Below are 18,807 nucleotides of genomic sequence, written 5' to 3' on the forward strand. Positions count from 1 at the left end.
CTAATTCTACCTATTCACTCCCCAAATTACAAACCTATAATCATTTCCCCTACTATTATCACAAGTAGAAAGTGTTATCATTTTCTCTCCATACTTTGGTGTAATCCCCATATCATATAAACTATACTGTTTTACCTTATCTACAAACTCATCATAATCATTTTCATCCTGTGCCATAATAAACTTCCAGTATGGGAACTCGTACTTATTAACACTAATAACAGCAAATATTTCATACTTACTCTTCTCTCTAATTGTAAAATAAATCTTCTTATGCTTCTGATAAAAACCTTCATCTTTATACTGCGTCAATGCTCCAAACATTCTGCCGCCATTGATGTTATGACCGTAAATTATCAAATTGTCCGACTTCTCTAAATCACAATACGCTGACAGATAAGGAGTACCATAAAAGCTGTAATTCCTGTCAATGTCATGATTCAGATAAAAGTCCGGATTATTTTTTGACTGCATCACCGGATAACTGATTGTTGTATCAGGGATTTCCAGATATCCTATCACATCACTGTTTCTTTTCTTTAGCTTGCTAAGAATGTCATCATCTGATCTTTCCACCACTTTCTGAATATCATTAAAAGTCCTTTCTTCCGCATAATCCTCTTTTAACAGCTTTACAGCCATTCCGGCTGTGATAACCAGAATGGCTGCTACAAATAAAAAGACTATTACTTTAAGAATCGATTTCTTACTCTTCATCCTTTCTCTTCTTTCCATGATTTACTCTAATACAAGAGTAAGTTGTAAGTCCACCAAGCATTGCAAGTAAAGCAAATAAGATTCCATATCTGCCTGCTCCAGTCTGTGGTGTATTCGGCACTTCAGGAATACGCTCATCCACTGCCTTTACCTTCCGTACTTTTCCTGTATCCTTAACAGTAATCTTTACATCCTTTGCTTTCTTATAATGCTCCGGCACCTTTGATTCTACAAACGTATATGTTTCTCCTGCCTTTAAGATACCATCAATCATAACTGCCTTATCAGTAGTCGTAAACTCATATACCTTTTTACCCTTACTGTCTAATACCTTATACTTTGCACCCGGCAACATCTTCTTTGTATCTGATGCAATCTTTGAAAACTCAATCTTTGTTGTGTCATCTTTCATTGACACTCCCTGAACTTTTCCTGTATCAGCAATGGTAAATTCCACACTGTCAGCAGTTACAAAACCATCTGCTGGTCTCTTCTCCGTCATGACATATGTTTTTCCTACAACATACTTACCTTCTGTCATATGCTTATGCTTTGTTGATGTCCACTGGTCCATAACCTTACCTGTGTCCTTATCAGTTACTTCCAAGTCACATCCCGGTACTTCCTTTTCGCCTGTAATGTCTGTCTTTGAAAATTCCACCTTTGTGGTATCATCATACATCACAACCTTATTGTTATTACTGTTAACGTAATTTCCGTTTTCATCCATAACAGAAACTTTCGTTGTAACTTCTCCCTCATCATTTACCATTTTGTCTAGTCTGAACTTGATGTCAGATGCAGTTACATAACCGTCTGCCGGCTTTCTTTCAGATAAAGTATATTCCATGCCATGCAGCAGACCATTAACAATAATATTTCCCTTTTCGTCAACAGATGCAGCTAAGTTCTCATATCCAAGTTCTTCCGCTTTTTCAGTAATTATCACAGACTCTGAGTCACCTGATATCCAGCTTACGATATCATTTCCATCTTTATCCGATACTACTAAATGACAGTCAGAAAGTTCAACACTTGATGCAATCATCATCTTATCAATTTCAACTTCTGTCTGAGTGTTTTCCATAACTGCCTCTGCTTTAATAACTTTTGTATCCTGATCCTTATATTCCACATGAACGAATATTGGTTCTTCATCAATAAAGTAACTGTCAGAGATTGATTCTTCAAGGAAAAAGTAATCGCCTGAATTTAATCCTGCATTTACATCATCCAAAACTTCTTCATCTTTTGTTTCTGTTTCATCTTCACCGGTCACAGTTTCGGTTGTTGTTTCACCTTCAGCTTTTTCTTTTGCTGCTTCACCTGTAACCGCTTCTGTCTGCTTTTCTACATTTTCATCTGTTACTGTAGTTTTTTCTGTCACATTACTAGTCCCTGCTGTAGGTGTTTCTCCTTCAACATTTGCTTTTTGATATCCTTCTGACATCAGTGGCACGGAAAATGGTACTTTTGCAATACCGTTTTCATCTGTGATTACAGTGGCAATCTTTTCTCCTGCATTAACTATAACATTTCCGTTTCTGTCATAGATATTATCTTTGGAATAGAATCCAAACACTGTACCTGGCACTGCCTTTTCTGATTTGCTGTCTTTCTTTATGATAGAAATATAAGTCTTTGGAAGTTCGTTTTTAACTTTTAAGATACCATTATCCGTATTTCCTGAAATGTCATACACATACTTCTCTGTCTGGCTGTTCCACTTAAACTCTAAATCCCATGAATTTACTTCTGGTAACACATATCCATATATTGTGTTTATCTCTTTTAATTCATATTTTCCAAGTGGAAGATTCATTGTTACATTACCTGTTTCCTTATCTACTGTATAGGAACATATGCCATTGCAGTCTTTTGTAAACTCTGCACCCTTTCCTGTGGTAATGGTTGCAACTTTTTCTCCAGCATCAAACCAGTTTGTACCCTGATTATCCTGTGTTACAATGTCTTCCTTTGCATAAAGTTCAAATACAACATCATTAAGAAAAATATCTTCATAAGTAAACTCTTTATTATTTAAGATATTTCCTTCAATGCTGTTATCCAACACATCTGTTGTTTTGATTTCCTCAAATCCAGCTACGCTCGGACCTGTCTTTTCAACGGTAAACTTACCATAAGTTTCATTGTTGAAATATTCACATTCAGCATACTTGTACTCATTACCTTCTGCATCCACTGCTGTCTTATAAGATTTGTTTGTAATCTTAATATCAACAAACTTATTCTCATTGTAAGTACCTTCCGGTCCCTGTACTTCACGGATTCTGTATAATCCTGCTGCAAGCGGCTTATATGTGATAATCTCACCGCTCTCATCCGTTACAAACTTATCTACAGTTTCAATCTTATTACCATTGCTGTAAGACTGTTTTACGATGGTTTCCTTTCCGTTTTCATCTACTTTAAAAATCTGATATGTTGTACCTGCCTTTAAGACAGTTTTCTTTGTCTGTACATCCTTTTTCACAACTTTCAAGTATGCTGTAAATGACGGATTGTTTAAGATATACTTGTATGTCTTACCGTTTTCTTTCACATCAACATAGAAGTCTGAAACATACTCTGTTTCGTCTGCACCTTTTACCTGATGAACAATATAAGTTCCATAAGGTAAATCCTTGCTCTTGGCATAACCATAAGCATCTGTCTTGAGATAATCTTTCTCTGTAGCTTTTGCCTTATTGTAACTTCCTGCACTTGCAAGATAAATCTGGAATTCTGCATTTATTTCCGGCTTTGTAATACCAACAGCACCGTTTGTCATAATCTTAGTGATGTCCACATTTCCTTTAATTACATCTTCGCCTAATTCCTGTTTTGTTTTTGCACTGTTGTACTCTGCTGTATACTGCTTTCCATCCTCATGAATTTTATAAACCTTATCATTTTTAAGGTAGCCTGTCGGCGGAGTGATTTCCTTTAAATAATAGTCAAAACCACATCTTACATAATCCGTCTCAAACTGATTATTTTTATCAGTCATATATTTTTTCATCAGTTTTGTACAGCCTGCATCTTCATACATTCCATACACTGCCCCTTCCAATGTTGCGTCACCCTGAGCCACGTTTCCCGTCTCATTATCAATTTTTAGTGCGGTAAGTTTAACCTTTTTATACTTATTTGTTACCGAAAGTTGATATGCTTTTGCATAATTACCTTTACCATTAACTGTATCCGGCCATACTCCTTCAACCTTTGTCCAACTTTTATCAGACTTGATTGTAACTGTTATGCCTTCCGCAATGGAACCATTGGCAATGATATTATTATTGTTTGTGTTGACTTCTCTCAAAATATATTTGTTGTTAACTTCTTTAAGCTGCTTCTCTAAATCTTTTTCTGCAAGTTCTTCTGCTCCCTCTTTTGTCAAATTGTTTGCATACTTGTATCCTTTGCTTTTTAAGTCATCTTTTACTTTTATCTTGTCATCTGTTGACATTTTCTCTAAATCACTATCACTGTAGTAATAGTAATCTTCTGACTGTAACTGATAATCAAACTTAAAAGTTATTCTTCCGTTTTTGTCTGTCAATACATCAGCAACAAACTTTGTATCATCATCGTCTACATCGCCACTTTCAGCATCACCCCATCCATTATACTTATATGAATAGAGTTCTTTAACATTTTTTGCCTCCAATGTAAACTCTACCTGTGACAAAGGCTTTCCATCTTCATCCGTCTTATCAAGCGTAATTCTCTGTCTGTATCTTAATTTTTTATCAATACAGTCCGGCTCTACTTCTTCATCTCCGGATGTTACCTGCATAAGTCTTTGAACATACTTTTCATCAGCTTTTCCTGAATATTTCCACTGAATAACATCACAATATACAGTTGCATCCCCTCCAAAAATATCTGAATACAGGTTATTACCTGAATAATATCCAGTATTTTTCTTTACCTGACTGATAATGTCTTTCAATCCGCTTTCGCTTGTAATACCTTCTTCGACACCCCATATCAAGCACTGTGCATATACCCATGCCATTGTAGATGATTTCTTTGTTACAGCATACCAATATCCAATCTGTGCTTTTAAGGCTGTTACTTTATTCTTGCTGTCACTTGATAATCTTTCCTCACTTGACTCATAAACGTAACCTGTGTGACACGATTTTCCTAAATCCAGACAAAAAGCTGCTTTACCATTGACTTTTGTTTTTAACCATATACCACTTTCACTCTTATTTCCTATATTTACCGTTCCAAGATTTCCTAAGTTAGAAAGGGATGCCGATCCCTGTGCCGCCATAACGTATACCTGACTTTGTGGCATTACTGTTATAATCATAAGCAACGCAAGAACTACTGATAAAATTCTTTTAATTCTTAATCTCTTCATTCTAATAATCCTCAATTTTCTAAAAAAAGGACTATTACCACTTGGCAATAATCCTTTATTCTAATCTGCTATTCTATTTTGATAGTTTTACTTTTCCATACTTGTCATTAAACTCCACAAGTTCTTCTGACGCATACTCTTCAAATACTGCAACCCAGTACCAGCACTCCCCAGAATAATATGCTGCAATTGCCCCAGTCTTCCACTTTTCATTTTTAAGTGCATTATAATGACCACTGCTGTTCTTCCATCCGTTCATGGCTTTCTTTGGTGTTTCATAACCACTTGCTATATTTTCCCCACCAAATCTTACACCATCATAACCATTTCCAAAGTAATTACAAACTGTTGTAGTGTCATGCCTATAATCTTTAGAAATCTGTTTTGCTCGAATTTTACATATTTTATACAGATTTTCATTCCACTTAATTTCAGATACACCTGAATGCTTTCTTAATTTATTCTGTATAATGAATGCTTCCTCTGCAGCAAATCTGTCCATCTTTTCAGGCTCAACTGGATTATAGTATTTATCCGTCTTAATTACATAGTAATCTTTCTTCGGCTTTATCACAAACTTCTTTGACCATTTAGAATAAGCTTTGTTCCTATAACTTCTGATACGAATTTTATAGGTAACTCCCTTATCCACGTTTGTTAGAAGATACTGTGGTTTCTTTACCGTTTTCTTACGGATACACACCCATTTTGCTCTGACCGGTGAATATCTGTAAACTTCTGCCTGATATTTCTTGAATTTCTTATCTGTCTTCCAACTTATCATAATGCCTTTTTTGTATCTAATTTTTGAAAGTTTATCAGCAGATAACCAACTTTTATAAGTTCCTGTTACCTCTTTCTTCTTAATGTTTTTGATTAAAGTTCCCTCAACCTGTACTTCCCCAATTAAATCACTACATAACAAAACTACAACTAAAAGTAAAACTATTATGTGTTTTATTTTCTTTTTCATCAATACCTACCCTTCCATAAGATGGACAGGCCTCCGTGTTATACCTAATCCGCTCTTATTTCTGCGAATTCATTTCAGTTACAACACGAGATGATAAAATTGGTTCATCCCGTATTCTGTTCATTTTTACCTCCTTGATTATACTATAAGTTACTTAACTTTACATTCATTTTCTGTGTCCTATAAGCATCACGGCAAGAAACATCTTTAATACCACTTCACAGATAAGAAATAATATGTTTATTATTGCAAGAAGCATCTGCATAATTGTTATAACTGTTTTTCCTACTATCTTTATCCCTGCCGTTCCATAATATCTGATTCCATATAAAATATTTCCTGCCATGTGTACCTCCTATTCTCCCCACATTTCTGCAAGTCCAAGCAGTGTGGTATTTTCGTTTAAATCATCATTGTCTTTATCAATAGTTTTCAAATTGTCTGCTACAATTCCTTTTGCCATATTACCGCTGAAATTTCCAAGAATAGAGATCATTTCTTTCTGTACTTCTTTCACAACTTCATTTTTAATGTTTTCTTTTAATAACTCCAGTTCACCTTTTGTAACATATGTATTCATCTTCTGCTTCTTTATATTTTCACTGTTGGTCATTGTATCATTTTCCAATGCGTTGATATAATACTCCAAAGCATCCGCAATAAACTGGTTCTTTGAACGGTACACATCTTTATTCAGGTCTGACAAAATCTCATTAATTCTTATGTGGATTGGATTTCTTCTACTCAGCCTGAAATTGTGATACATTCCGTCGTCATTTCTAGCCATTAAAAACCCCCCTTCTTGATTTTGATATCATAAATGCCTTTGCAAGATATTCAAATCCTTTGGCATTTGCCTTGACGTCTTCTATATAGGAAATATTATTTCCTTCAACATCACCATACATTTTCATCACTGCCGCCCCACCTCCAACAAAAGTTATCGGAGTAACATCGGTATTTATTTTAAACTCTCTTAACATATTCCATACCTTATCTGTAAATTTTTTTAATTCGCTTTCAATGACATTTCTGTATTTATCATTCATTTCACACATACCAGTTTTCATAATATATTCCAATTCTGCCTCGTCTATCTCGCTATTAAACTTAGCAACACATTCTTTATTGATAGAATGCATACATGTAATAAGCCCCATAGGTCTTGTATCACACTCAGAAAGTTCCGGTGTCATGTTTCTTATAGTCATAAGATCAATTGTCCATGAACCAATATCAACAATTATATGTTTTCTTCCATACTGTGAAAGCCTGTCTGATACTGCTGCATAACACTGTGGAAAAACAGATACTTTTATAATATTGATTCTGTATGTCTCCTGTTCAAACTTAAAAACTACTTCCTTTTTTCTTGATAAGTATTTAATAAAATTCTCCTTTTCAGCTCCAAATCTTGTAAGCGGAAGTCCTACTGATAAAAATATATCCACATTATAGATTCCTCTTGTTTTAAGTTCTTTAGCTATTGCTGCAAGTGTTAGAAGATAAAAATTATCATCTGTAACCTTTGTATCTTTTACCATAAGTCGCTTTCCTCCAATAGAATAGTACTTTCCTTCATATTCAAGGATATTGTCAAATACTCCCGGTTCATTTGCAATATGACTCACAGCAGTTGTAAATACTGTATTTGCAGTTTTAATATTTGACCATCCGTGGTCTATTCCAACAATCTCCAATTTATTATTCATCTTAGTATATCTCCTTGATTTCTTCGTCATTATGATTCCTTCTTTCCCATTAAATCTTTTATGCACGGAAAACAATATGTACTGTTTCTTCCATATGGACATCCATAACATTTACTTTTTTTCTTTTCTTCTTGAGCAGCTTTTTGTTCATCTGTAATCCTACCTGAGCATTCCTTATTCTTAATGCATCTGTTGTTATTTCCATAAAAAAATTTACACTGCATGCAACTTTTCAAATCACGCTCTAGCTTCTCTTTTGGATCTGTTTCTTTTTTTTGGGATTTTTTTTTGCCAGACCCTTTTATGTTAATTCCCACGTTTTCTCTCCTTTCATCTTATATTCATAGTTGTTTATCTGGTGGGGTATTAACTATGTATGTGTACATGATTTCAGTTGAAATCTCCTCATCGCCCTGTACACTGGGAATTACAAACGAGCCGCCCCGTGGCGTTCACGACGCTTCGCCTTTCGGTTCTGCTATCTCCTCTCATGCCATTTCGAGGATAGGGAATTACTCTCTTCCCTTGTGGTTTATTATCCTTCCGAGTACATTAAATCTACTCTGCATGCTACATTTTCACCCTTCGGTCCATCAACTCTCTTTGCAAGCTTTAACTGATTTTTGTCTGAGTAGGTGCATCGGAATTTTACTCCTTACATCAATATTCCATGTAAGATATGAAATTTTTATTTCATAAATCTGTAATTGCTATTCAATTTTCATTATTCATTTTTAGAGCTTTTTGCTCTCTGCATGCTTATGATAACTCAGATATTCATTTTCTAATACAGACTAAAAGTACTTATATTCACTAATTTACATACTATTCTGCACTTTTTTAATAATCTTCTATTGCCATCCTCTTCGACTACTTCTAATAGAACGTTGTTCCCTTCTGCACTTCTTCTTTTTAATCAAATCACTACTCTACCCAATATTTCATGATAACCTCTAATTTTCAAATTTTGTCTAACTACTCACAATCTAAGAATCAAGCAAACTTTTCTTTTAAAGTTGGACCATTTAATTTCGTCCAACTTTGGTCCAATTTTGGTCCAACTTTTGTGATTAGTTGCGATATTTTGTGATAAGTTATGATTTCTCTTTAAACAACAAAAAACCCTTTAAACATAGCGATTTGCCTATGTTTAAAGGGTTTCTTTATACCTTAATAAACTGTTAAAATTTATTTCATCTGTGCAGCAACTTCTTCTGCGAAGTTTTCTTCTTTCTTTTCGATACCTTCACCAGTTTCGAAACGAACGAATTTCTTAATTGCTACAGTAGCACCAACTTCTTTTGATACTTCATCAAGATACTTAGCAACTGTCTGCTTTCCATCAGCAGCCATAACGTATGTCTGATCAAGAAGACATACTTCTTTTAACTGCTTAGATACACGACCTTCTACTAAACCGTTGAAGATCTTGTTTTCCATGATTTCAGCTTTCTTAGCCATAGCAATTGAGCTTAATGCTGCCTTTGCTTCTTTTGAAAGGAAGTTGAATAAATATTTGTCATTCTGCTTTTCTTCGTAGATAGCTTTGTCTTCATCGTTGAATACATTCTGGCTTAAAGCTTCTGCAAAGATATCCTTCTGGATTGGCTTTGGAAGTGAATCTGGTTCATTTAAAGCACTGTCAATTGTGATTTCTCTCATCTTAGCAAGTTCGTCTGCTGAAATGTCGTTTCTTGAAATATACTGTGGGTTCATAGCTGCAATCTGCATAGCAATTGTCTTAATTGCTGCTGTTACAGTGTCATTTTCAGGAGCATCAGCTTCAACTAATACACCAATCTTTCCACCTGCATGAATGTATGATGCGATAACACCGTCTGATTCGATTCTTTCAAATCTTCTGATGTTCATGTTTTCTCCGATTACTGCAATCTGTGATACTAATTCGTCTTTTACAGTCTTTGTAGTATCAAGTTCCCATGGTTCAGCCATGAATGTATCCATATCAGTTGCTGATGAATCAACAATCTGGTTTGCAACGTTAGCAACGAATGTCTGGAACTTTTCGTTCTTAGCAACGAAGTCTGTTTCTGAGTTAACTTCAACGATTGCTGCCTTACCGTCTTTAACTGTTGTGTATACGATACCTTCAGCTGCGATTCTACCTGATTTCTTTACAGCTGTAGCTTCACCTTTTTTTCTTAAAACTTCGATAGCTGCTTCCTGATTACCATCAGTTTCAACTAAAGCTTTTTTACAAGCCATAACACCAGCGCCTGTTAATTCTCTTAATTCTTTTACCATTGCTGCTGTAATTGTCATATTTCTATTCCTCCTAAAATCAAAAATCTGTTAATTATTCAGCATCTGCTGCAGCTTCTTCAGCAACCATTTCTTCACCCTGGTTAGCTTCGATAACTGCGTCAGCCATCTTAGAAACAATAAGTTTTACTGCTCTGATAGCATCATCGTTACCTGGGATAACGTAATCTAATTCTTCTGGATCACAGTTTGTATCTGCAATACCGATTAACTTAATTCCAAGTGCATGTGCTTCCTGAACACAAATCTTTTCCTTCTTAGGATCTACAACGAAGATTGCATCTGGGATTCTCTTCATTTCCTTGATACCACCAAGGTTCTTTTCAAGCTTGTCCCATTCCTTCTTGATGTTTACAACTTCCTTCTTAGGAAGAACATCAAATGTACCATCTTCTGACATTCTTTCGATATCTTTTAATCTCTTAATTCTTGACTGGATAGTCTTGAAGTTTGTAAGCATACCACCTAACCATCTTTCGTTAACGTAGTACATACCACATCTCTGTGCTTCTTCCTTAACAGCTTCCTGTGCCTGCTTCTTTGTTCCTACGAAAAGGATTGAACCACCATCAGCTGCGATGTCTGATACTGCTTTGTAAGCTTCATCTACTTTACCTACTGACTTCTGTAAGTCGATGATGTAGATACCATTTCTTTCTGTGTAGATGTATGGAGCCATCTTAGGGTTCCATCTTCTTGTCTGATGTCCAAAATGAACACCTGCTTCTAATAACTGTTTCATTGAAATAACGCTCATTTTAATACCTCCTGGTTTTTAATAATTATTTTTGGTATCGTTCCGTAAACCTACGGCAAATACCATACCTTCCATCTGCTTCCCCGAATCAGACAACCCCGAGCAAGGGCACCCGCCTGTATCTCCACAGATGTGCTTAATGCAACTCAAGTATCATAACACAAAAACAGGACCGGTGCAACAACTTTTTACGTTATGTATTAGTTGTTTTTACCAGTCCCATATTTTAATTTTATTTAATGCTGCTTACATTAATCCTACAATCTTATTTAATGCTGCTCGCATTAATACTTCAATTTCATTTTTTTGCTATTCACATCAAACATGTAACTTTATCTTACTCAACTCCGCATATCCTATACCAGATACCGAAACCTGCCAGTTTGGCTCCATGACCCTCCATATCCAACACCGAGCATTGAATCTACTAATTTGTCTCCTTCTTTGGCTCTACATATCCACACTGGGCATCAGCACATGCCAACTTATTTCCTTTTTCTACCATGTAGCCACCGCACTGTGGACACTTCTTAGTTGATGGTTTCTGCCATGACATAAAATCACATTCAGGGCCGTCAATACATCCGTAGTAACGTCTGCCTTTTTTTGTCATGCGGTATACCACGTCTTTGCCACATTTTGGACAAGGAACACCAACCTTTTCAAGATAAGGTTTTGTATTTCTACATTCAGGGAATCCCGGACATGCAAGGAATTTTCCATGTGGTCCGTATTTAATAACCATTCTTCTGCCACATTCCTCACAAATTTCATCTGATTCTTCATCTGCTATCTGAATCTTTTCAAGTTTCTGTTCAGCGTTCTTTACCATTAATTCCAAATCAGGGTAAAAGTTTCTGATAATTGTCTTCCACTCAATCTTGCCTTCTTCAACAGAGTCCAAAAGTGATTCCATGTTCGCTGTAAATTCTGTATCTACGATAACGCTAAATGCTGTTTTCATTACATTGTTTACTGCTTCCCCTAATTCTGTAACATAAAGATTCTTCTTTTCCTTTGTTACATATCTTCTGCCAACAATAGTTCCGATTGTTGGTGCATAGGTACTTGGACGACCAATGCCCTGTTCTTCCATTGCCTTTACTAAAGCCGCTTCTGTAAAATGAGCAGGTGGCTGTGTAAAATGCTGATTTTCTTCAAACTTAACAAATTCTAACTCTGAGTCTTTGTCAAGTTTTGCAATTGTATTGTTTGTTACAACTTTTTCGTTGTCGCTGTCTGTGTATATTTTCATAAAACCGTCAAAACCGATTTTTGAAGTTGATGCATTAAATACATATTCTCCTGCACCGATTTTCACATTAAATGTATCATAGACTGCATTTTTCATTCTGCTTGCAACAAATCTTTTCCAAATCAACTGATAAAGTCTGAACTGGTCTCTTGGAAGCTGTGCTTTTACCATGTCAGGTGTAAGTGATACGTCTGTAGGTCTGATGGCTTCGTGAGCGTCCTGAATTTTTTTAGATGACTTCTTAGAAACAATTTCTGTTGCCATATAATCATCACCGTAGTTGCCTTCAATAAATTCCTTTACCTGTGCTTCTGCTGTTTCAGATACTCTTGTGGAATCTGTACGAAGGTAAGTAATAAGACCTATGCTTCCACGCCCTTTTATCTCCACACCTTCATATAACTGCTGTGCTATACGCATTGTTTTCTGTGTTGAAAAATTAAGTGCTTTTGAAGCTTCCTGCTGCATTGTACTTGTTGTAAATGGAATAGGTGCTTTTCTTGTACGGTTTCCTTTTTTTATGTCATTTACAGAGAACTTGCTGTCTTTTATCTGTTCGATAATTTTATCAAGCTGCTCTTTTCCTGTAATTTCTACTTTTCCTTTTTTATCACCGTAAAAACTTACAGTGAATTCTTTGTTTTTGTATTTTAAAACGGCATCCATGTCCCAATATTCTTTTGGTATAAATGCGTTTATTTCTTCTTCTCTGTCACATAACATTCTAAGTGCTACTGACTGAACACGACCTGCACTAAGTCCTCTTTTAATTTTCATCCATAAAAGTGGGCTGATGCTGTAACCAACCATTCTGTCCATTACACGTCTTGCCTGCTGTGCGTCTACAAGATTCATATTAATTTCTCTTGGATGTTTTAGTGACTCCTTAACTGCCGGTTTTGTAATTTCGTTAAATGTTATTCTTGCACTTTTTTTGTTTTCTAATTTCAAAGCCTTTGATAAATGCCATGAAATTGCTTCTCCCTCGCGGTCCGGGTCAGTTGCCAAATATACTTTGTCCGCTTTTTTTACACAGCGACGAAGTTCTGCTAACTTCTCACCCTTTCCTCTGATTGTAATATATTTTGGTTCATAATCATTTTCAAAGTCAATTCCCATTGTGCTTTTTGGCATATCCCTTACATGTCCGTTTGAAGCTACAACTTCATAATTTGAACCTAAGAATTTTTTAATTGTTTTAACTTTTGCTGGTGATTCCACGATCACAAGATACTTTGCCATAAATACTCCTTTTTGAAAAAATATCAACTCAGCCTTGAATAATAATTGTATGATGGTTGTTCCACTAGCCCTTTCAATTGTAATTGTAACAACATCTCAACTAGCTTTTCATACTTTAATCCTGTGTTTTCCATTAATTCATATATATTTTTCGGCTGTAAACCTAACTCACTATACAACATCAAAAATTCTTTTTCAAGTATTTTTTCTTCGGTATTTTTCTCATCAGCCTTATTAAATACGAAGTATTTAAGCTCAGATATTATATCATTTGCCGATGTTACAATACCTGCACCATTCTTAATTAACCTGTTCGTGCCACCACTTAATCTGTCCCCAACTCTACCGGGAACTGCCATAACATCCCTTCCCTGCTCCAACGCCCATTCAACAGTTATAAGGGAACCACTTTTTTCTTTTGCTTCAACTACAACAACCTTGTGGGACAAACCGCTTATTATTCGATTTCTTTGTGGAAAATGCCACGCTAAGGCTTTACTACCCGGCGGATACTCAGATATAATTCCACCTTTTTTCAATATGTCATTATACAATTCTATGTTTTCTGTTGGGTAGCACACGTCCACACCTGTTCCAACTACCGAAAAAGTTCCCGTTTCTCCCACAATGGCTCCTAATTGACTATATGTATCAATTCCCCTAGCCATACCACTAATTATCTGCACACCTGCTTTTGACAAATCTTCTGCAAGCTTTTTTGCCATGTTTCTGCCGTAACCTGAACAGGCTCTCGCCCCTACCATTGCCACAATTGGTTTGTTACAGTCAGGCAACCTTCCCTTATAAAATAAATAATATGGTCTGTGGTCGTAAGGTTTCAAATTTTCCGGATAATCTTCATCTTCAACGGTCACAAATTTTATGTCTTTTTGCTTTAGCTTTTCATAAAAATCTTCCTTATTAAATTTATCCCTTGATTCAACAATATTTCTTATATCTTCCGGTGACATTCTATCATCTGACATTAACTTCTTTTCGCTAATATTATATAAATTTTCCGCTGTGCCATACACTTTTAAAATCTTCTGTATTTTATCAAAATAAAAGTATTCGTTTGATGCAAGCCACGCCCAATAATCTCTCTTTTCCATTTACCCCACACTTTCTATTGTCTTAAAACTAATGGCCTCTGCCAAATCTTCTGTTGATATTTTATTTTTTCCTTTTAAATCCGCAATTGTTCTTGCTACTTTTAATATTTTTTCGTAAGCTCTCACGCTTAAATTCATTTTCTCATAAACGTCTTTTATGAGTTTCTCTTCTTTCCTGTCCAAGGCACAGTATTTCTCTATAAACTCCCCTTGTAATTGACTATTATAATTAAAGTTTTCGTATTTATACCTTTCCCTTTGAATAGCCGCCGCCAAATCCACACGTTTTCTGATTTCTTCTGAAGATTCCTGCTCTTTGTCACTTTTTATTTCCATAAAAGAAACCGGGTTCATGTGTACGCACAAATCCATTCGGTCCAGTATTGGCCCACTGACTTTTTCTAAATATTTTTTCACGTCATTTTCAGTACAGTTACATTTGTTTCTATCAGGATAGTAGCCACACCTGCAAGGATTCATTGACGCCATCAAAACAAAATCCGCCGGGAAACTGTAAGTGCCGTTTGCCCTTGAAACTACTATTTTTCTATCCTCTAGCGGCTGTCTTAAAGTCTCCATTACCGCTCTTGAAAATTCAGGGAACTCGTCCATGTACAAAACACCGCCATGTGCCAATGTCATTTCACCGGGTTTTGGATTAATGCCACCACCTGTAAGTGCCGTAACTGTTGTTGTGTGATGTGGACTTCTAAAGGGTCTTTTGGTAACAAGTCCCTCTTCTAAAATACCTGCAATACTTTGTATTTTTGATATTTCAATTATTTCCTCTTTCGACATTCTGGACAGGATTGTAGGCAGCGCTTTTGCGATGGCTGTTTTTCCTGTTCCAGGTGGTCCCACCAGTAAAAGATTATGCATTCCTGCTGCTGCAATCTCAGCGCCTTTTCTGCCCTGCACCTGACCTTTTATGTATTTAAAATCTTTGCCTGCATACTCGCTTTGGCTGTTTATTTTTACTTTATGAATTGGTTCGTATTTCCCTGTAGTCAGCATCATTACAAGCTCGTTAAGATTCTCCACTCCGATTACTTTTATCCCTTCTACAAAACTACATTCATTTACGTTTGCTTTCGGCACAAAACACTCTTTGATTCCGTTTTCAAGCCCATGCAACACAATTGGTAAAATTCCGTTTACAGAAACAACTCTACCATCCAAGCTTAGTTCCCCAACAAACATTTTACCCTCCACGTCACATTGTAAAATCTCCAAAGCCTTCAATATAGAAACTGCTATTGGCAGGTCAAAATAAGTTCCTGTTTTTCGAATATTTCCCGGTGAAAAATTTATTGTTATTCTTTTCGGCAGTATCATAAAACCTGAATTCTTAATGGCGGTTCTAACTCTTTCTCTTGATTCTTTAATATCTGATGATAAAAGACCTACCATATCAAATGATGGTAGGCCATTACATATATCAGTCTCCACAATAACCGGCAGTACGTCTACCCCTGTTATTGTGGCACAATTAATTCTGCATACCATAAGTCCCTCCTTGTTGTTTTAACGCAACATTTTGTTTTTATGATATTATCACATAGTATTTGTATTGTCAAAGGCTTTTTTTAATTTTTCTAAAGCTTTTTTCTCAATTCTACTTACATAGCTTCTGGATATCCCCATTTCTTCTCCTACTTTTCTCTGGGTTACAGGTGCTTCTCCATTTAAGCCGTATCTTTTATTAATTATTTCTCTCTCCCTTTGATTTAAATTTTTCTCCACATACTGTCTAACCCGTACTATATCCTCGGCTTTTTCTATTGCGTCTAACGCCCCTGGTTCATCCATTTCAACCACATCCAGCAAATTAATGGTATTGCCCTCTTTATCCATTCCTATTGGCTCATTTAAGGAAACTTCCCTGCTTTTCTTTTTCTCTCCACGAAGCATCATTAAAAGTTCGTTTTCAATGCATTTTGCAGCATAGGTTGCAAGACGGCTTCCTTTTCCTGCATTAAAAGTATTAACCGCCTTTATCAACCCGATTATGCCAATGGAAATTAAGTCGTCATTATCTCTATTTTCACTACTATATTTTTTGGCAATATGAGCAACCAGCCTTAGGTTCCGTTCAATTAGTATGTCTTTAGCTTCTTTATCTCCCTTTTCAAGTTTTTCTATCCACACTCTCTCTTCCGCAGGTGTCAAAGGCTCTAAAAAAGTCTTCACACATTTCACCTCGCGACATACTTAATTATATTTTATGATAGGCTACAGTTTCTCGTGCATGTCTAGAAATGTTTAGTTATTTTTTCAATGTCATCGCTAGGGCATCCTTTTAACTCTTGCCGCTTGCTTTTGGATGCCCTTTCTTGTTTTGACTTCATACAACTTTCCTCTAACACACAAAAAGGGCATCCAAACAACATATAAAAATGCCATTTGGTTGCCCTTGCTATTCTTTCTACTGTTCTTTAACTCTCAAGATATCTCCCTTACTTAATTCGATTCCAAGGTTAATCTTAAGTTTCTGTTTTGGATGTGGACAGCTTTCCATTTCGTTGCCTTCTTCGTCCTTAATTGAAACAACTTCCACTTCTATATCGTTTCCGTCAGCTTTCATTACTTCAATTTTCTGTCCCTGATAGAATTTGTTTTTCTGCTCAAGGCTGTATTCCATTTTGCCAACTTGGTCGCCTACAATTCCTAAGTACACGTAATCTCTTTCGTATACATTGCAATCGTATATCTGTGTAGTTTCATCAGGTTTTCCAAAGAAAAATCCTGTTGTGTACTGTCTGTATGTGCACTGTGAAATAAATGTTCTATACTTTGGCAAATTCATTTCGTACTTTTTAGGATCTTCTAAATAATCGTCAATTGCCATTCTGTATGTTCTTGCAACTGTGGCAACGTACAAGGCTGTTTTCATTCTGCCTTCGATTTTAAAACTGTCAATTCCTGCATCAATTAATTCAGGTATATGTTCTATCATGCACAAGTCTTTTGAATTGAAAATATAAGTTCCTCTTTCATTTTCTTCAATTGGCATATACTGTCCCGGGCGGTTCTCTTCCATTACCGCATATTTCCAACGGCATGGGTGAGTACAGGCACCTTTGTTGGCATCTCGTCCTGCCATAAAACTGCTAAGAAGACATCTTCCTGAATATGAAATACACATTGCTCCATGAACAAAAGTTTCTATCTCCATGTCATCAGGTATATGTTCCCTGATTTCTTTTATTTCTTTAATCGAAAGTTCTCTGGCTGACACAACTCTTTTTGCGCCAAGGTTCCACCAGAAATTGTAAGTACCGTAATTAGTATTGTTTGCCTGTGTACTAATATGAAGTTCCATTTCAGGCAATATTTCTTTTGCAATTGTAAAAATTGCAGGATCAGCAATAATTAGTGCATCGGGATTTACTTTCTTTAAGTCATTGAAATATGCCTTAACAGGTTCTAAATCTGCATTATGGGCTAAAATATTAGCTGTAACGTACACTTTCACTCCATGTTTGTGAGCGAAATTCACACCTTCTGCCATTTCTTCTAATGTGAAATTCTTTGCTTTGGCTCTTAGTCCAAAAACTTCACCACCAATATACACAGCATCTGCACCATATCTTACTGCTGTTTTTAAAACTTCCAAACTACTTGCTGGAACTAATAATTCAGGTTTTCTCATTTTATTTTACCTGGCAACTACTTTTTGGCACATTTTAGCACCAAATCGTGCAAGCCTTCCTTTCTATTTTTTTACTGACATTGTGATTCCATCACCAATCGGCACAATTGATGTTTCAAGCTGTGGATGATTTTTCACCACTTCCAAATATTCTCTCATTCGTTTATGAATGGTTCTGTCACGTCTTCTTACAACGTACTTTGACTGAATCAGGTCTCCTTCCTGTAAAACATTATCCGTAATTAAAACTCCATCTTTTTTCATTAAACGCAAAACTTCCGGAAGGAAATGAATATATTGTGCCTTTGCCGCATCCATAAAAACAAAGTCAAACCGGTTGCTTTCAAGAGTTGGCATTATTTCCATCGCATCGCCTTCAAGTAACTTTATCACATTTTCCCTGCCGGCTTTTTTTATATTTTCTTTTGCAATTGGAATTCTCTTATCGTAATTCTCAATTGTTATAATTTGTCCCTTTTCATCAATATATTCACTCATTAAAATGGCTGAGTACCCTACTGCAGTACCCAGCTCTAATATTCTCATCGGCTTCTTTATTGACAGCATAACCCTAAGAAAACTTTCCATTTCCTTTCTAATAATCGGCACGCCATCCTTCCTTGCCTCTTTTTCTATTTCCTCTAAAACAGGAGAATTTTCTTTTTCTAAAGAGTTAATATACGATACGATTCTTTCTTCTACTATCATATTATTTTCCTTTTTTAGACT

Annotated in this window: 15 protein-coding genes; all 15 read right to left on the bottom strand. The window is 35.9% G+C overall.

The window, feature by feature from the left end:
- Window positions 1-6 precede the first annotated feature (6 nt).
- Window positions 7-717, bottom strand: coding sequence for a class B sortase (locus tag DW006_RS09955; protein WP_118000235.1), 711 nt, complete (start codon window positions 715-717; stop codon window positions 7-9).
- The gene (locus tag DW006_RS09960; RefSeq protein ID WP_118000237.1) at window positions 707-5,092 is read right to left on the bottom strand and encodes a SpaA isopeptide-forming pilin-related protein; all 4,386 of its coding nucleotides are present in this window, start codon (window positions 5,090-5,092) and stop codon (window positions 707-709) included. The genes DW006_RS09955 and DW006_RS09960 overlap by 11 nt, the downstream gene beginning before the upstream one ends.
- A 73-nt stretch (window positions 5,093-5,165) precedes the next feature.
- A complete protein-coding gene (locus DW006_RS09965; RefSeq protein WP_118000239.1) occupies window positions 5,166-6,065 on the bottom strand; it encodes a CAP domain-containing protein in 900 nt (299 codons plus the stop codon).
- Between the two features lie 166 nt (window positions 6,066-6,231).
- Window positions 6,232-6,411 carry a hypothetical protein gene (locus DW006_RS09970; protein WP_118000241.1) on the bottom strand — a complete coding sequence of 60 codons (180 nt, stop codon included), beginning with the start codon at window positions 6,409-6,411 and terminating at the stop codon, window positions 6,232-6,234.
- A 9-nt stretch (window positions 6,412-6,420) separates the two neighbouring features.
- A complete protein-coding gene (locus tag DW006_RS09975; RefSeq protein ID WP_118000243.1) occupies window positions 6,421-6,852 on the bottom strand; it encodes a hypothetical protein in 432 nt (143 codons plus the stop codon).
- Window positions 6,845-7,777, bottom strand: coding sequence for a ParM/StbA family protein (locus tag DW006_RS09980; RefSeq protein ID WP_118000245.1), 933 nt, complete (start codon window positions 7,775-7,777; stop codon window positions 6,845-6,847). The genes DW006_RS09975 and DW006_RS09980 overlap by 8 nt, the downstream gene beginning before the upstream one ends.
- A gap of 29 nt (window positions 7,778-7,806) precedes the next feature.
- Window positions 7,807-8,094 carry a hypothetical protein gene (locus tag DW006_RS09985; protein WP_118000247.1) on the bottom strand — a complete coding sequence of 96 codons (288 nt, stop codon included), beginning with the start codon at window positions 8,092-8,094 and terminating at the stop codon, window positions 7,807-7,809.
- Between the two features lie 871 nt (window positions 8,095-8,965).
- Complete coding sequence (tsf, locus tag DW006_RS09990; protein WP_118000249.1) at window positions 8,966-10,060, bottom strand: translation elongation factor Ts; 1,095 nt, start codon at window positions 10,058-10,060, stop codon at window positions 8,966-8,968.
- Between the two features lie 34 nt (window positions 10,061-10,094).
- A complete protein-coding gene (rpsB, locus tag DW006_RS09995) occupies window positions 10,095-10,817 on the bottom strand; it encodes a 30S ribosomal protein S2 (protein WP_118000251.1) in 723 nt (240 codons plus the stop codon).
- Between the two features lie 427 nt (window positions 10,818-11,244).
- Entirely contained in the window at window positions 11,245-13,314 is a 2,070-nt protein-coding gene (gene topA, locus DW006_RS10000) for a type I DNA topoisomerase (RefSeq protein WP_118000253.1), read from the bottom strand.
- 23 nt (window positions 13,315-13,337) lie between these two features.
- Window positions 13,338-14,426 carry a DNA-processing protein DprA gene (gene dprA / locus DW006_RS10005; RefSeq protein ID WP_118000255.1) on the bottom strand — a complete coding sequence of 363 codons (1,089 nt, stop codon included), beginning with the start codon at window positions 14,424-14,426 and terminating at the stop codon, window positions 13,338-13,340.
- Window positions 14,427-15,932: a YifB family Mg chelatase-like AAA ATPase gene (locus DW006_RS10010; protein ID WP_118000257.1), complete on the bottom strand. Its 1,506-nt coding sequence runs from the start codon at window positions 15,930-15,932 to the stop codon at window positions 14,427-14,429.
- Window positions 15,933-15,980: 48 nt separating this feature from the next.
- Window positions 15,981-16,616 carry an RNA polymerase sporulation sigma factor SigK gene (sigK, locus tag DW006_RS10015; protein WP_118000259.1) on the bottom strand — a complete coding sequence of 212 codons (636 nt, stop codon included), beginning with the start codon at window positions 16,614-16,616 and terminating at the stop codon, window positions 15,981-15,983.
- A gap of 235 nt (window positions 16,617-16,851) precedes the next feature.
- Window positions 16,852-18,078 (bottom strand): U32 family peptidase, encoded by a 1,227-nt coding sequence (locus DW006_RS10020; RefSeq protein WP_118000261.1) that lies wholly within the window; start codon window positions 18,076-18,078, stop codon window positions 16,852-16,854.
- Between the two features lie 63 nt (window positions 18,079-18,141).
- Window positions 18,142-18,786, bottom strand: a complete 645-nt coding sequence (locus tag DW006_RS10025) for an O-methyltransferase (RefSeq protein ID WP_118000263.1) — start codon at window positions 18,784-18,786, stop codon at window positions 18,142-18,144.
- Between the last annotated feature and the right edge of the window lie 21 nt (window positions 18,787-18,807).

Origin of the sequence: Eubacterium sp. AF36-5BH (genome assembly GCF_003460505.1) — a bacterium.
Classification (GTDB): Bacteria; Bacillota; Clostridia; order Lachnospirales; family Lachnospiraceae; genus Eubacterium_G.

Excerpts from the sequence above, each read along its gene's own strand:
- DW006_RS09975 (WP_118000243.1), bottom strand. The coding sequence starts at position 6,852 with ATGGCTAGAAATGACGACGGAATGTATCACAATTTCAGGCTGAGTAGA.
- topA (WP_118000253.1), bottom strand. The coding sequence starts at position 13,314 with ATGGCAAAGTATCTTGTGATCGTGGAATCACCAGCAAAAGTTAAAACA.
- DW006_RS09970 (WP_118000241.1), bottom strand. The coding sequence starts at position 6,411 with ATGGCAGGAAATATTTTATATGGAATCAGATATTATGGAACGGCAGGG.
- DW006_RS10025 (WP_118000263.1), bottom strand. The coding sequence starts at position 18,786 with ATGATAGTAGAAGAAAGAATCGTATCGTATATTAACTCTTTAGAAAAA.
- DW006_RS10010 (WP_118000257.1), bottom strand. The coding sequence starts at position 15,932 with ATGGTATGCAGAATTAATTGTGCCACAATAACAGGGGTAGACGTACTG.
- DW006_RS09955 (WP_118000235.1), bottom strand. The coding sequence starts at position 717 with ATGAAGAGTAAGAAATCGATTCTTAAAGTAATAGTCTTTTTATTTGTA.
- rpsB (WP_118000251.1), bottom strand. The coding sequence starts at position 10,817 with ATGAGCGTTATTTCAATGAAACAGTTATTAGAAGCAGGTGTTCATTTT.
- DW006_RS09965 (WP_118000239.1), bottom strand. The coding sequence starts at position 6,065 with ATGAAAAAGAAAATAAAACACATAATAGTTTTACTTTTAGTTGTAGTT.
- tsf (WP_118000249.1), bottom strand. The coding sequence starts at position 10,060 with ATGACAATTACAGCAGCAATGGTAAAAGAATTAAGAGAATTAACAGGC.
- dprA (WP_118000255.1), bottom strand. The coding sequence starts at position 14,426 with ATGGAAAAGAGAGATTATTGGGCGTGGCTTGCATCAAACGAATACTTT.
- DW006_RS09960 (WP_118000237.1), bottom strand. The coding sequence starts at position 5,092 with ATGAAGAGATTAAGAATTAAAAGAATTTTATCAGTAGTTCTTGCGTTG.
- DW006_RS10020 (WP_118000261.1), bottom strand. The coding sequence starts at position 18,078 with ATGAGAAAACCTGAATTATTAGTTCCAGCAAGTAGTTTGGAAGTTTTA.
- DW006_RS09980 (WP_118000245.1), bottom strand. The coding sequence starts at position 7,777 with ATGAATAATAAATTGGAGATTGTTGGAATAGACCACGGATGGTCAAAT.